General features: G+C 42.6%; 12 protein-coding genes and 1 riboswitch. Of the genes, 8 read left to right on the forward strand and 4 right to left on the reverse strand.

Annotated features, from left to right (window positions below; translation table 11 throughout):
• Positions 1 to 109: 109 nt before the first annotated feature.
• Both G7092_RS21715 and G7092_RS21720 read left to right on the forward strand, forming a co-directional pair.
• Positions 110 to 304 carry a hypothetical protein gene (locus G7092_RS21715; protein WP_166092468.1) on the forward strand — a complete coding sequence of 65 codons (195 nt, stop codon included), beginning with the start codon at positions 110 to 112 and terminating at the stop codon, positions 302 to 304.
• An 85-nt stretch (positions 305 to 389) separates the two neighbouring features.
• A riboswitch (Fluoride riboswitch) is annotated at positions 390 to 454 on the forward strand.
• Between the two features lie 255 nt (positions 455 to 709).
• Complete coding sequence (locus tag G7092_RS21720; RefSeq protein ID WP_166092471.1) at positions 710 to 2,101, forward strand: voltage-gated chloride channel family protein; 1,392 nt, start codon at positions 710 to 712, stop codon at positions 2,099 to 2,101.
• Positions 2,102 to 2,222: 121 nt separating this feature from the next.
• Here G7092_RS21720 and G7092_RS21725 read toward each other — a convergent pair whose 3' ends face one another.
• On the reverse strand, positions 2,223 to 5,153 hold the full coding sequence (locus G7092_RS21725; protein ID WP_166092473.1) for an OstA-like protein: 2,931 nt from the start codon (positions 5,151 to 5,153) through the stop codon (positions 2,223 to 2,225).
• A gap of 323 nt (positions 5,154 to 5,476) precedes the next feature.
• On the opposite strand from G7092_RS21725, the gene tilS reads away from it, so the two are divergent.
• From tilS to G7092_RS21745, 4 genes are all read left to right on the forward strand, one after another.
• Positions 5,477 to 6,814: a tRNA lysidine(34) synthetase TilS gene (gene tilS / locus G7092_RS21730; protein ID WP_166092475.1), complete on the forward strand. Its 1,338-nt coding sequence runs from the start codon at positions 5,477 to 5,479 to the stop codon at positions 6,812 to 6,814.
• Positions 6,811 to 7,293 carry a hypothetical protein gene (locus G7092_RS21735; protein ID WP_166092478.1) on the forward strand — a complete coding sequence of 161 codons (483 nt, stop codon included), beginning with the start codon at positions 6,811 to 6,813 and terminating at the stop codon, positions 7,291 to 7,293. Before tilS ends, G7092_RS21735 begins: the two co-directional genes overlap by 4 nt.
• Positions 7,294 to 7,322: 29 nt before the next feature.
• Positions 7,323 to 7,844, forward strand: a complete 522-nt coding sequence (locus tag G7092_RS21740) for a GtrA family protein (protein WP_166092480.1) — start codon at positions 7,323 to 7,325, stop codon at positions 7,842 to 7,844.
• 104 nt (positions 7,845 to 7,948) lie between these two features.
• Positions 7,949 to 8,899, forward strand: a complete 951-nt coding sequence (locus tag G7092_RS21745; protein WP_166092482.1) for a hypothetical protein — start codon at positions 7,949 to 7,951, stop codon at positions 8,897 to 8,899.
• A 12-nt stretch (positions 8,900 to 8,911) separates the two neighbouring features.
• Here the strand turns inward: G7092_RS21745 and G7092_RS21750 are convergent, their stop codons facing one another.
• A complete protein-coding gene (locus G7092_RS21750; protein WP_166092484.1) occupies positions 8,912 to 9,793 on the reverse strand; it encodes a LysR substrate-binding domain-containing protein in 882 nt (293 codons plus the stop codon).
• A 142-nt stretch (positions 9,794 to 9,935) separates the two neighbouring features.
• On the opposite strand from G7092_RS21750, the gene G7092_RS21755 reads away from it, so the two are divergent.
• On the forward strand, positions 9,936 to 11,177 hold the full coding sequence (locus tag G7092_RS21755; RefSeq protein ID WP_166092486.1) for an MFS transporter: 1,242 nt from the start codon (positions 9,936 to 9,938) through the stop codon (positions 11,175 to 11,177).
• 159 nt (positions 11,178 to 11,336) lie between these two features.
• Here G7092_RS21755 and G7092_RS21760 read toward each other — a convergent pair whose 3' ends face one another.
• Complete coding sequence (locus tag G7092_RS21760; protein WP_166092488.1) at positions 11,337 to 11,756, reverse strand: winged helix-turn-helix transcriptional regulator; 420 nt, start codon at positions 11,754 to 11,756, stop codon at positions 11,337 to 11,339.
• Between the two features lie 241 nt (positions 11,757 to 11,997).
• Here G7092_RS21760 and G7092_RS21765 point away from each other — a divergent pair, with 241 nt between their 5' ends.
• The gene (locus G7092_RS21765) at positions 11,998 to 12,915 is read left to right on the forward strand and encodes an aromatic alcohol reductase (RefSeq protein ID WP_166092490.1); all 918 of its coding nucleotides are present in this window, start codon (positions 11,998 to 12,000) and stop codon (positions 12,913 to 12,915) included.
• Between the two features lie 61 nt (positions 12,916 to 12,976).
• Here G7092_RS21765 and G7092_RS21770 read toward each other — a convergent pair whose 3' ends face one another.
• Positions 12,977 to 13,939 carry an isopenicillin N synthase family dioxygenase gene (locus G7092_RS21770; protein ID WP_166092492.1) on the reverse strand — a complete coding sequence of 321 codons (963 nt, stop codon included), beginning with the start codon at positions 13,937 to 13,939 and terminating at the stop codon, positions 12,977 to 12,979.
• Positions 13,940 to 13,947: the final 8 nt, after the last annotated feature.

Consider the following 13,947-nt stretch of genomic DNA (forward strand, 5'->3'; position numbering starts at 1 on the left):
TGAGGGCTGTAACATACCTGATACAATTGAAAAAATATTTTCCAAAGGTTAAATATTTTCGTTGATGTTAACTAACTTAGTCTACTGTTCACTTTTAAAAATTAAACTTATGGCAAAGCACACAACCCTAAAACGTGGTCAATTACTTAAGTATATTGGTAAAAGATGGAAAAATTTAAACATCAGTAACCCCTTCATGAAATTCCTGGGTTATGATGACGGGAGCGGCTTTGCAGATCTGTGGGTAGAATATCAGGGCCGCACATTATTAATCTCTGTTAAAGAAGTAGAACTGGCTGTTTAAAACAGCTGGTTCAAATGTTGCAGAAAGGGTTTGTTCTTAAACTTACCCCGAATAATTATGGCTTTATAAAAAAAGAAGCTATATTCGTACCAAAGGAAATGGTGTCTTCCTACTCAACCGCCCTAAAAAGCTGATGGCGCCTACAATAAATTAACTCATAGGGTTTACCCCTGTGCTGATTTTTTGTAGGTGGAAAAAAAACTCAATATATCGCTTTTAAAAATATGCCGGCATAGCGCCCGGATGAAATCTCTATTATCTTCTTGGTATCCCGTATTTTATATTAGTTCTCTTGTCATCCTAAGGAACGAAGGGTCTATTGTTCGATTATGCCTATCGGCTAATAGATGCTTCACTGCGTTCAGCATGACAGTTCCTCTATTATTTAACCTAAATTAGTCGCTCATGAACGATAAGCTTTTTACGTCCGAACATTTTTCGATCCTCAAACACCTCATCCGTTGGACGCTCATCATTATACCCATTGCTATCGTCATTGGCAGTATGGTGGCCTTGTTTTTATGGTTACTCAATTGGGCTATCCATTTCAGGTTTGCTCATACTTATCTGCTGTATCTTCTCCCCGGTGCCGGAGTACTGATCTATTTTATTTATAAACTGATAGGCGGATCGGCCGAAAAAGGAAATAACCTTATCATCGACGAAATTCATCTGCCGGGTGGCGGCGTACCCAAACGTATGGCTCCTATTGTACTCATCACTACTATTATTACCCATCTGTTTGGTGGCTCCGCCGGGCGGGAAGGTACCGCTGTGCAAATTGGTGGCAGTATAGCGCAAATGTTTGGTGGCTGGTTTAAACTAAACCCTGATGATACACGTATTGTGCTCATCGCCGGTATTGCCGCAGGCTTTGGGGCTGTTTTTGGTACACCACTCACCGGGGCTATATTTGCCATGGAAGTGCTGACTATAGGGCGCATTCAATACAATGCCCTGCTCCCTTGCCTTATAGCCAGTATCATTGGTGATGTTACGGTTGTTGCCTGGGGTGTTCATCATACGGCCTACCATATTGATATTTTTACAACAGCACCACATTGGTTTTCGCCATACTTGTCGTTTGATTTTGTGTTGCTTTTTAAGATCATGATCGCATCTGCCGCGTTCGGATTAGCCAGCTACCTGTTTGCCTGGATGGTGCATGGCATCAAAGGCTTTTTTGTAAAGCGGGTGTCTATTCCCTGGCTGATACCGGTATTGGGCGGACTGATCATTATCGGTCTTACCGCGCTGATTGGCAAACCCGATTACCTGAGCCTCGGTGTCGATCCTGAGTATGCAGGTGCTGTTACCATTCCATCGGCCTTTCATACAGGCGGTGCCGATACCTGGAGCTGGCTCTGGAAAACCATTTATACCACTACTACCCTGGCTACCGGTTTTAAAGGCGGCGAGGTAACCCCACTTTTTTATATTGGAGCCACCTTGGGTAACACACTATCGGTATTGATGGATGCACCGGTGGGTTTATTTGCAGCGTTGGGTTTCATTGCGGTTTTTGCCGGGGCAACCAACACACCGCTGGCCTGTACTATCATGGGAGTTGAGCTTTTTGGCGGCCAGTATGTTTTGTTTTTTGCGGTAGCTTGTTTTACCGCCTATTTTTTCAGCGGACACTCCGGTATCTACAGTGCACAACGCATCGGCATACCCAAAGTATCAGACACCCGATTTTCTGACGCGGCTACCCTTTCAGAAGCTGGTAATCGCAGGCATAATTATGTGCAAAAGAAATTGCAGAAGTATGGGTTGGGGGGTAAAAAGGAAGAGTAAAAAAGTACAAATATCAAATATTGTCATTCTGAACGTAGTGAAGAATCTATTCTTCGTTAAGAAGGGTTCCAGAATAGATCCTTCGTACCTCAGGATGACAAATTATTTTATAAACCTCAACCTAACTCCCTGGCTTTTTAGGCGCAACAATTGTTGTATCCTTAACCGCTTTTATTGGTGGCGGTGTGCCCCCGATTTTGCCTGTAGTATCCTTTGACGCCTTTATGGCCGATGGGATAGCTGTAGTGTCTTTACCTGCTTTTATCGCCGGCAGATTTCCTGCACCTGCTTTACTGGCCGATGTGTCCTTGCCCGCGTTTGTTGCCGGTTGCTTGCCTTTTACGGTGCTGCCAGCAGTACCCGTAACCGGTTTTACGGTTGTCGCCGCCTTGCTTATCGAATCGGTAAGGGTTTTCAGAGCCAGTTGTAGTTTCTTCACAGAATCGGCTTTAGCCGGGTCCTTTTCAAGCTTCAATATTTTCCCTTTCAAATTACTAATCCTAACCTGATTTAAACTATCGGCTTTGGTTTTTGGTGCCGGAGATCTTACAATTGCGGCAGCCTTGCTTATGGAATCGGTAAGGTGTTGAAGGTTCAACTGTAGCTTTTTCACAGAGTCGGTTTTGGTCGAATCCTTGCTGAGTTTCAATATTATTCCCTTCAGGTTATCCATTTTAGCCTGTGTTAAGCTGTCTACCTTAACTTTCGGAGGCGGTGATTTTGAAACTGCTGATTTTTTATGATGCGTTGGAATGATCGCTTCTTTGGAGGCTGGCCGGTCCTTCGGTTTCCATATAAAACCTTTTAATAGTTTATCTTCCTCGGTAACTTTAGCAATGGGGACATAGCGGTTTTCGGGCTTGGTTACAAAAGTAACTTCTTTAGTTTCGCCATTTTTAAAAACAACATGGATCCGGCTGCTTAATGATCGTTGCATACCGGCTATCTTGCCACTATCACGCTTAAAATAAATGCTTTCGGCATTAACGGCTATGTATAGCTGGTGAAGCTTGTCATTTTTAAAGAAACCCCGCATCTTTCGGCCCGAGGACTGGTTAAAGTGCAGCGAGTCGTCCTTCTCAATATTCACCACAAAGGCATTCGGAAACAATTCGATATTATCCAGCTTTTTGTTGCGCATTTGCAGGTAAACGGTATCGCCCGAAAGTTGAGAGCCCTGTGTCCAGAACATAGGTTTTACATAACAACGTATGGTAGAATCTGCATTGCTGTAAAAAATAGAATCGGCCTTACCTTGCAAATCCGATTTAAATATTTTAGCATGATGGTGGGCTATTAATATCCTGATGCGGGCAGTATCCTTTACGTCAAACTCCCGGCTGGCAAATACCGGGTCTTTTTTCATGTTTACAGCCCGTACACTGTCCTGTTTGGCCTTTCTTTTGGCATTTAACAGATCTTTTTTGATTTGGGTAGAATCAACCTTCGGCTTTCCAAAAAAGTCGCGATGCAGGTACGTAGTGTCTTTTGGGAGGTGCAGGTAAACAATCGGCATACCCTTTAATTTCTGATTCAAAACGGCCCGTTTTAGACCAGCTTCGGAGGTGTCCCTGAAATGCAGCAGCCTTTGTTTTTCCTGGTATATCTTCAGGTTTTTGAAGGTCATAATTTGGGTTTCCAGCGTATCGGCCGTCATAAATATCGAGTCGCGCTTTACTTTTTCACCTTGTTTATTCGTATCTACAGGTGCTGCTATCAGTTTATCTCCCTTCTTCGGTTTAATGTCGGCAGCCAGCTTGGCCATATTGGTGAGCTTTTTATCCGCGTCGCCCGGTTTTATATTTTTGGTTTGCACGCCGAGCTTTTTCGTTACGGAATCTATTTTAACTGAATCCCCCTTCCCGATGGTGCCTTTGGCTTTGACATTATCGGCTATTTTTGAAAGCTCAGTGAGTTGCCCAATCGCATCGCCCGGTTTTATATTTTTGTTTTGTTTGATCAGGGCTCTCGCGGCAGAATCTATCCGGGTCGAATCTGTTTTACTCACCATTGTTCCCGGTTTCAGATCTTTAGCCAGCTTGGTCATGTTGGTAATATCCTTAGTGTTGGGGCCATCCTTGAGCTTGTTTTTTATCGCATCTTTGGCATTTTTAGCTAATACAGGAGGTGTTTTGGCCGCTGCCGAATCTGTTTGAGTGCTGTCTTTTTGCTCGGTGATTAGCACCACGTATGCATTTTCGGTAACCACAGTACGTTCGTCGGCTTTAAAATAGGTACCCAGATCGCCTTTGAGTGTTATTTTTTGTTCATTATCATTAAAGGTGATGTTTTTAACCGCGCGGCCATAGCCTTTGAGCCGGTCGTAAAATAAACTATCACCTTTTAATGATTTGGTTCCCTGTTTGTAATGATTCTTTTTGCCAAAAAAAGCTTGCTCGGTTACGGTATTATAAAGTCCGTTTTCGGTGTACAGAGTGTCCTTGTCTTTTTTGCCGTAGATATTGGTGGGGCCGTAGAAATAAGATATACGGGTGCCCGTATTATAACGCAGGGTGTCGGTTTTAATAATGGCATCAATGGTAGTGAGTACCACATCATACCGAAAATAAGAGTCGCGCGACTGTGCAAAATAATAGCCGTTTTTACTGGTAAGCACATTGTCCTTATTTACCAGTTTACCTCCGCTGGTATAAGTGCCTATGCGGGTAGCGGTATTGTAGGTAAGATAATTGGTAGTTAAGGTGGCATCACGGTCTACCATTTTTACATTATCGGTGAGTATAGCCAGTTTGGTGTTACCGTTGTAGTTGAGCTTATCAGAAAAAATATTCAGCGTATCGCCCTGGTTGATGTTTACGTTGCGAAAGGCATCAAAAGCGTTTTCGTTAGGATAAAAATAAGCACTGTCTGAACGCAGGGTTGAGAAATCCTGTTTAAAAACCCCTTTATAAACCTTGATCACCTGGCGTCCTTTAATGGTAACAACAGAGCTGCTTTCTGACTGTATCAGGTTTACAATTGATTTCTTTTTTTGGGCCATAACACTGCCCGTCAGTATCAATAACAGAAAGCTTAAAACATATTTACTCACGTTGGCAAAATTAGTTTTTTGTTGGGGTTAAAGAGAATCAAGAGTTAAGAATCAAGAGACAAGACAAAAAAAGCCATTTGTAACCTATTTTTTCTCTCTTAATTCCTGATTCTTAACTCTTGGTTCTCATAATTTAATAATTTTGATGGTGCAAACCAAATATTGCAGAATCGACTCACCCCGTCTACGCTTCGCTGGACGGCCCTCTCTCCGGCTTCGCCGCAAAGAGGGAGGGAGAACATCTTCTGCTTTAGTAAGCTTTTAGCAATAACAAATAACAAGCGAAATCACTAATTCATTAACTCACTAATTCACTCATTATCTTGCTGCCAGTTAAACAATTTGTAAATTTTATTGAACAAAATACTTTGTTTACGCCTGGCAGCAAAATTTTGGCTGCGGTAAGCGGTGGCATGGATTCTGTTTTAATGGCCCACTTATTAAAGCAGGCCGGTTATACCTTTGGCATCGCCCACTGTAACTTTCAGCTGCGCGGCGACGAAGCCCTGCGCGACCAGTCCTTTTGTAATGATCTGGCCAACCAGCTTCGTGTACCTTTCCATACCGTTAATTTTGATACCCGGAATTATGCTGCCGAAAATAAAATATCTATTCAGATGGCTGCGCGCGAACTGCGTTATCAATGGTTCGGCGCCATAAGCCAGCAATCAGATTACCAGGTTATTGCGCTTGCACACCACCAAAACGACACAATTGAAACAATATTGTTAAACCTTACCCGGGGTACGGGCATAGCTGGGCTGCATGGCATACTGCCTCAAAACGGTAACCTGGTACGCCCATTGCTGTTTTTAAACCGGGATGAGATAACCTCCATCATCGCCCAAAATAAGTTGGATTATGTGGAGGACAGCTCCAACGCTTCGGCCAAATATGCCCGTAATAAAATCAGACTGGAGGTGATACCCCTGCTAAAAGAATTGAACCCGGCACTGGAGAAAACCTTTGAAAATAACCTGAAACATTTCCGCGACCTGGAAACATTGCTCGAAAATCAAATCGCGCGGCTATCCGAAACAATAATTAAACATGGACAAGATGGTAATTATATGTTGCTGGATGAAGTTAGGCAATTAAACCCTATGCGTTTATTGCTGTTTAAATTACTGCAGCCATACGGTTTTAACGAAACTGCCGTTGATGACCTGATATCGGCATTGGATAAACATTCCGGCCGGGTATTTGAATCACCAACATATTCGGTAATACTGGACCGCGACCGGTTGATATTGGAGAAAAGGAAAAATGGTGGGCACGAAGCTGTTCTGATTGCCGAAAAAACACATGAGGTGCATTACGGCAATTATAAAATGACGGTTTTGCATGACGATAGCCCGCTGATTATAAAGGACAATCCGCTGGCCGTATCTGTTGATGCTGCATTGTTGAAATTTCCGCTCACCTTGCGGGTGTGGCAGGAGGGCGATTATTTTTATCCCCTGGGTATGAAGGGGCGAAAGAAACTGAGCGATTTTTTTATCAATCAGAAAATATCGCTGAATCAAAAAGAGGAAGTGCCGGTGCTGGTAAATGGTAATGGCGAAGTGATGTGGGTTGGTGGTTACCGGCCCGACGAAAGGTATAAAGTAAGCAATAACACTAAAAAAGTTACTATCTTCGAACTGTATAAATTAAGATGAGCGATAAAGCAATTTTTGTAGAAAAACAGTACCTCGGCAGGGAATTTATCCCGATAACTATACGCCTGGTTTTGGCCATGTTTTGTTTCGCGGCCTATTTTTTTACGGATGAACGTGAACGCAACGGCGACCTGCTGGTGGTGGTTGGCTTTGCTATCATCATCATATCCATCATCATGGGTTTTTTACTGCACTTTAGTACCCGGGTTGAAAATAAAAGTATCAGGCTTAACGGTTTGTGGACCACCCGCCTGGTTAAAATTGATCTGAATGGCATTGTGAAGGCAGAAAAAGGATCATACAGCCGCTATTTGTTCAATAACCCGGTATATAACCTGCATACCAAAGGAACTGTGCGCTTTTATGCCGCCGGTAATGATGCCATACACCTTACCGACAGGGATGGCCTGCTTTATATTATCGGATCGCAGCATGCCAATGAGTTTTTGAGAGCGATCAAAGAAGAGATGGCCAAGTAACAAGCAGCTCTGCATTTTAAAAATCTGGTATGCGCAAAGTCCACAATTTTATACGACACGGAATCCTGAATTTTATCGACCTGTTTTACAAACCATTTAAAAAATGGATGCCGCTGCACACCTTTCGTTATGCGGCCTGCGGTGGCAGTAATACGGTGTTTGATATCCTGCTTTTTAGTTTCAGCTATAATTTTATCTTCAAAAAACATAACATCGATCTTGGTTTTTATACCCTGAGCCCGCATATTGCTTCGCAGATGTTTTCGTTCAGTATCTCGTTTTGCACCGGATTTTATTTAAACAGATATGTGGTTTTTAAAGAATCGGGCCTGAGTAAAAGGGGCCAATTATCCAGGTTTATAATTGTTAATGCCATATGTATTTTGCTAAATCTGGTGTTTTTAAAATTGCTGGTTGATGTGATGGGTCTTTATCCAACTCCAGCCAAGATCATAGCTACCATATTTATTGTGTTCTTTAGCTATTTTAGCCAAACTCACTTCTTCTTCAAGAAAAAGAAGCCGGCAGTATCTGCCGAAGACGGCCAATAAATAACACTTGCAATACTGGTTTTTGTAAAGTTTCAGCTATAAATAAACGAGTAATAGTTAAACTATTCATATCGGTATAAAGAATTATATATCTTTAAGCCGATATGCTTTTCACCAATAATCACATCAAATACATAGGCGCTGCAATGCTGCTTGTTACTGCTATTACCCACTCCGGATGCAAAGATCCGGGCAAGGCTAAAGAAAAACACCTGATATCATTCCGGGCTTTTAACGGCATTAACTATAGCGAAGTAGCCAGACGGCAAAAAAACGGTTTGTCATTTAATGAATATGGTTACCAACTGGAACCCCAATGGAAAATGAAATTCGTTTCGGACGATTCGGTGAGCATCTTTAGTCCCACAAAAAATACGTTCATCAATTTCCCGCTTACACGTGGATATGACTCTGTTTTTAACGCGGCACGGTCATGGTTCAAAATTAAAAAACTGAGTAAAGACAGTATCGTCATGGAGATACTACAAGCAAAAGGCGATTCCATAGATATCGCCGGCTCCAAAGTATATATGTTGTTTTATGCCGACAATTATGTGAAAAATGTGTTGCATACGGATACTTCCATACTGAGACGCCCCAGTAGCAAGGATACTTTGTTTGTAAAAGCATTGGCAGCCAAAGCCAGCAATAACATAGCCAAAGCCTTTTCGGCCAGGCAACCGGTTCAGCTGATAAGTAAAAGCCCTTTAGTAACGGTAAATCAACGGCATACCAAACCCGATATTATGAATAATTTTGATGCATCGGATGATTACCTTGATCCTACTTTCGATATTACTATCCATAAAGCCTATAAGGATTTTTACTACTCCTTTGAGATATGTGTTGATGACAAAGGTCTAATGCATTTTACAAGGCCGTTGGTAGGGTTCATGGGCGACGAAGGTGCTGAAAAAGCATACATACAGGCCTCGCAAAGTATCATGAATAGTTATTTACAGTATTACTTGAAGATTATACCGGGCAGTACGCTTGGTTTTCCTCATGCCAGCACCATATCGTTACATGTGGAGGGTAAAGCGGCAGCTAAATAAAAACAATAGCTATCATTCATTATTCATAACAGTCATGAGCTGTTCGGTAAACAATATCGCGGCTTTTTTGCGGTAAACACCCTTTTGCCAAAGGATATAAGATTGCTTTTTTACCTCCTGACCGGCTATCGGAATGGCAATCAGCTTATCCCATCCTATTAAGGTTTTTTCATTCAGGATGGTTGCCCACTCGCCATCCTGCACTAATGACAGCAAGGAATGCACATCATTCAGCTCGATCTTGATATTGGGGCTCATTTTGTTTTTGTAAAATAGCTCGTTAATAAATGTGCGCGAGCTAAAACCCTTGCCCGGTAATATCAATTCCAACTCTGATAGTTGTTTCAGGTTTACACTTTTGAGTTGCGCCAATGGGTTATTTTTGGCCACCACCATCACAATACTGGAGCTGAACAAGGGCTGCATTTCCAGATCCTCATCGTCTGATTCGTTGTGATAGGCTACAATCAGATCCAGCTCAGCCAAACGAAGTTTTTTTTCCAGTTCTACGTGATTATCAGAAGTGATAAAAATTTTAATACCCGGATATTTGGTTGAAAATGGAGCCAATACCGGAAATAACGAAGAGGTAAAAGCATAGGATACGCCTACATTCAGTTCGCCGGTGGCTGCGTTATTTAATTCGGCGATGGCTTGTTTGCCTTTTTGTACGTCCATTAATATTTTGCGGGCATGCGTTAAAAATACATGGCCAGCCTCGGTAATACGCACGTGTTTGCCAATACGATCAAACAGCAGCATACCCAGCTCCTCTTCCAGCTGTTTAATTTGCTGCGATAAGGTGCTTTGGGTAATAAAAACCGCAGCAGCCGCCTCGGTAAAATTCATGGTTTCGGCCGCTTTAACAAAGTATTGCAATTGTCTGAGTTCCATAATTAATCGTTTTTATCAATTAATATCATTAAAACAATCTATTTTACAAATATATCATCATTCCCGATATTTGTACCATAAAGAATTTCAATAGTCTTGCATTAAGATCTCCCCTGAAAAGCTTTTGTTATCTGTTACCCCAATGAATGTTTTTCGATCACTTAAGTACCGCAATTTTAAACTGTTTTTTTATGGCCAATCTATATCGCTAATTGGTACCTGGATGCAAAAAACCGCCGTTAGCTGGTTGGTTTACCGGCTTACTGGTTCGGCGCTGTTGCTTGGCGTGGTTGGCTTTGTAAGTTTAATTCCATCGCTGATACTGGCCCCCTACGCCGGCAGTATTGTCGACAGGCACAACCGCTACCGTATCCTGGTTATTACGCAGGTGATATCCATGGCACAAGCCGGGGCGCTTGCTTTTATGATCCTGTTCAAGTTCTATAACATACCGGCTATTATTGGTTTAAGTTTGATACAAGGTATCATCAATGCTTTTGATGTTACCTGCCGTCAGGCCTTAATGATGGAGATGGTTGATAACAAGGACGATCTGCCGAACGCCATTGCCCTTAACTCTACCATGAGCAATCTGGCACGTATTGCGGGTCCTGCGGTGGCCGGTATTATCCTGGGCACCTTTGGCGAGGACTTTTGTTTCTTCGGTAACTTTTTGAGCTATATACCGGTGTTGAGCTGCTTGTTTATGATGAAACTGAACACCAAAGCTATTATCCGGTCAGAAAAAAGTATCTGGACCGAATTGCAGGAGGGTTTTAAATATGTATCCGGTGATCGCGACCTGAGCAGCCTGATCCTGATGCTGAGCATCAGCAGTTTATTTGTGATTCCTTTTAACACCCTGATGCCCATTTTTGCAAAAGATATATTTAATGGCGATGCCAAAACCTTCAGTTGGTTTGAGAGTGCAGCAGGCTTGGGATCAGTGATCAGTGCGGTTTACCTGGCTAACTTAAAAAGCAATAAAAACCTCATTAAAATTATGATAACCGCTAGTTTGGTTTTTGGGCTTAGTGTTTTGATGGTGGCTTATGCCGGCAAATTATCCTTCGCTTTGATATTTATGGTATTTACAGGTATGGGTATGATGGCGCAAACATCGGCCATTAATACCTATATACAAACCCATGCTATCCCAGCCATGCGGGCCCGTGCTATTAGTTACTATGTAATGGCGTACCAGGGTATGATACCTATCGGCAGCTTACTGGTTGGCTGGCTGGCCAGCGGACTAGGCCCAAGGCGCGCTGTTTGTATAGAAGGTATCATAGGCGTACTGGCTGCTGCCCTGTTTGTATTATATAAAAGAAGGCAACAGAAGCTTGAAGCTGATGTGGATGATAAAGCGGTATTGGCCGGATAAAGAAATTTAATGTTTTAGTGTGTTTAAAATTGGAGTTACGGGATTACCTGGGTTTCATTTTCTTGAAATGGTGACAATCCGGGTAATCTCGTATTAACAGAAGAGTAGAAGCCTATAGGAAAGCGTGAAACTAAAAGCGTGATAGCTGCCTAAAAAATTTCAGATGTTATTGCCTTGCTTTTTTGTTTTAAGATCAAACGCATTCCTGGCTTCTCTAAAGGTGTCAGCATGTTCGATAACCCAGGTCCAAAGTGGGATAATCTGGATCAGTAACCCACGGCCTAGCGCGGTTAATTCATATTCAACCCTGGGCGGAACTTCCATGTATGCCGTTCGGGCAATCAGCCCGTCCCTTTCCAGCTCGCGCAAGCTTTTTGTTAACATCTTTTGGCTTACTCCCGTTATACGTTCCTGTAATCTTGAAAAACGCATGCGCCCATCAACGCCGAGGGTGTGAATTACAAATAACGACCATGTATTGCCTACATGATTCAATACATCTCTTTTAAGCCCATCTTGTTCTTCGCTCAGCGCGTCGCAAATAGCCTGGGCTGCTAAAATAATTTCGTTATCGGTCATTGGTTTGTCAGTTAAAAGCATGTGCCCAAAATAAAGGTATTGAGTTTCAATTTACTAACCCCTAAGTTACAAAGGAACAAAAAGGTGCCTTATCTGCAAAGATACATCAGCGGTTTACTTTTGTTTCAAAAAAATAAGCTGATCCGCCGAATACCAATAAACGCTTTTTACAGAAACAAAACATTTAGAAATCAAGCGGATCGGTCTTCAATAAACAAATCAACTAATATCATCAAGGTTTATGCAAAATGCTTCAATTTTAGTTTTGGGTGCCGGCGAACTTGGAATGGCCGTTCTTCGTCATTTGGCTAAGCAGGCGGTACGCTTTCCGGGAACAACCATTACGGTACTTCTTCGTTCATCAACAATTAATTCTAATAATCCCAGCAAGCAACGGGATATCGCCGAGCTAAAGTCTCTTGGCATTGATTTTCTTCCCGGCGATCTTTCTGCCACGGTGCATGAACTGTCTGCTATTTTCAAAAACTTTCATACGGTTATTTCCTGTACCGGTTTTGTAACGGGTGCTGGTGGTTTGCAATTAAAGCTAACCCATGCCGTACTTAATGCGGGTGTAAAACGGTATTTCCCATGGCAATTTGGCGTTGATTATGACATTATAGGCAAAGGCAGCGCGCAGGATTCATTTGATGAGCAATTGGATGTTCGTAACCTGCTGCGTTCGCAAAATCGCACAAAGTGGGTTATTATTTCTACCGGAATGTTCACCAGTTTCTTGTTTGAACCCTTTTTTGGTGTGGTAAACCTAGCACAGAACACGGTGCATGCATTGGGGAGCTGGAATACCGCGGTAACAGTAACCACCCCCGAAGATATCGGCAAGTTAACGGCTTGGATATATTTTGCTGAACCCGCGATTGAAGACAGTATTGTATACACGGCCGGAGATACCATTACTTACGGACAGTTGGCCGATATCATAGACGCTGCACTAGATCGGAAGCTTAAGAGAGAGGATTGGAGCCTGGCTAAACTAAAAAGTGAATTGATGAATGACGCCGGAGATATTATCAAAAAGTATCGGGTAGTTTTTGCGGAGGGAAAAGGAGTATCATGGGATTTCGACAAAACATTCAACGCTGAGCAAAAAATTGAAACATTGAGTGTTAAGCAGTGGGTTCAGGATAATCTGAAATAAATTAACCTTTTCCGGTACACACCATGCCCCGTGTACCCGAAAAGGTCCTTCTTTTTCAAAATTACATTTTCAAACCTATCTCTCTCAGGCGTTCATCCAGGTATTCGCCGGCGGTGATATCCGGGTATAATTTGGGATGCTCGGCATTGATGCAGGTTTCCAGGCTGGTTAAATCCATATCAGATACCGGGTGCAGGAAAAACGGAACTGAATATCTGGAATTTTTCATCAGCTCGCGCGGCGGGTTCACTACACGGTGCGTGGTTGATTTAAGCTTATTATTGGTTAAACGTTGCAGCATATCGCCTACGTTAACTACGAGGTCTTCGCCATGAGCCTTAACCGGGAACCAGGTGCCCTCGCGGGTAAGCAATTCCAGTCCATCAGCGCTGGCGCCAATTAACAAGGTAATCAGGTTAATATCCTCATGCGCACCGGCACGTACCGCATCTGCCGGAACAGAATCCGGATCAAGAATAGGGAAATAATGTAAAGTGCGCAGTATCGAATTGCCGTTATGCACTTTATTATCAAAATAAGTTTCCTCTAAATTTAAATAAACTGCAATGGCCCTTAATAAGTGTATACCTGCCGATTCTAATTTTTTATAAACTTCGCGGGTGGTGGTATTAAAAGCGGGCAATTCGTCAACAACCACATTATCCGGGTATTGCTCTTTAATAGGTGAGCCATCGGTAACGGTTTGGCCTATCTGCCAAAATTCTTTCAGATCGGGTGTTTTAAAGCCTTTGGCCGTTTCTTTGCCTTTACCGGTATAACCACGCTGGCCGGCAAGACCCGGTATTTCATATTTTTGTTTAACAGCATCCGGCTGGGTAAAAAGTGCTTTCACCTGCTCGTAAAGCTCATCTATCAGTTGTTTGCTCAGACCATGGTTGGTGATGGTTACAAAACCGGTTTCATTAAATGCTTTGCCTATATCGTCTGAAAATTGCTGACGGTCGGCCGCGCTACCGTTAATATAATTGTTCAGATCAAGCCTTGGGATATTTACTGTACTCATAATGGTAT

Origin of the sequence: Mucilaginibacter inviolabilis (assembly GCF_011089895.1) — a bacterium.
GTDB lineage: Bacteria > Bacteroidota > Bacteroidia > Sphingobacteriales > Sphingobacteriaceae > Mucilaginibacter > Mucilaginibacter inviolabilis.

Excerpts from the sequence above, each read along its gene's own strand:
- G7092_RS21755 (WP_166092486.1), top strand. The coding sequence starts at position 9,936 with ATGAATGTTTTTCGATCACTTAAGTACCGCAATTTTAAACTGTTTTTT.
- G7092_RS21750 (WP_166092484.1), bottom strand. The coding sequence starts at position 9,793 with ATGGAACTCAGACAATTGCAATACTTTGTTAAAGCGGCCGAAACCATG.
- G7092_RS21765 (WP_166092490.1), top strand. The coding sequence starts at position 11,998 with ATGCAAAATGCTTCAATTTTAGTTTTGGGTGCCGGCGAACTTGGAATG.
- G7092_RS21735 (WP_166092478.1), top strand. The coding sequence starts at position 6,811 with ATGAGCGATAAAGCAATTTTTGTAGAAAAACAGTACCTCGGCAGGGAA.
- G7092_RS21745 (WP_166092482.1), top strand. The coding sequence starts at position 7,949 with ATGCTTTTCACCAATAATCACATCAAATACATAGGCGCTGCAATGCTG.
- G7092_RS21740 (WP_166092480.1), top strand. The coding sequence starts at position 7,323 with ATGCGCAAAGTCCACAATTTTATACGACACGGAATCCTGAATTTTATC.
- G7092_RS21760 (WP_166092488.1), bottom strand. The coding sequence starts at position 11,756 with ATGACCGATAACGAAATTATTTTAGCAGCCCAGGCTATTTGCGACGCG.
- G7092_RS21715 (WP_166092468.1), top strand. The coding sequence starts at position 110 with ATGGCAAAGCACACAACCCTAAAACGTGGTCAATTACTTAAGTATATT.
- G7092_RS21770 (WP_166092492.1), bottom strand. The coding sequence starts at position 13,939 with ATGAGTACAGTAAATATCCCAAGGCTTGATCTGAACAATTATATTAAC.
- G7092_RS21720 (WP_166092471.1), top strand. The coding sequence starts at position 710 with ATGAACGATAAGCTTTTTACGTCCGAACATTTTTCGATCCTCAAACAC.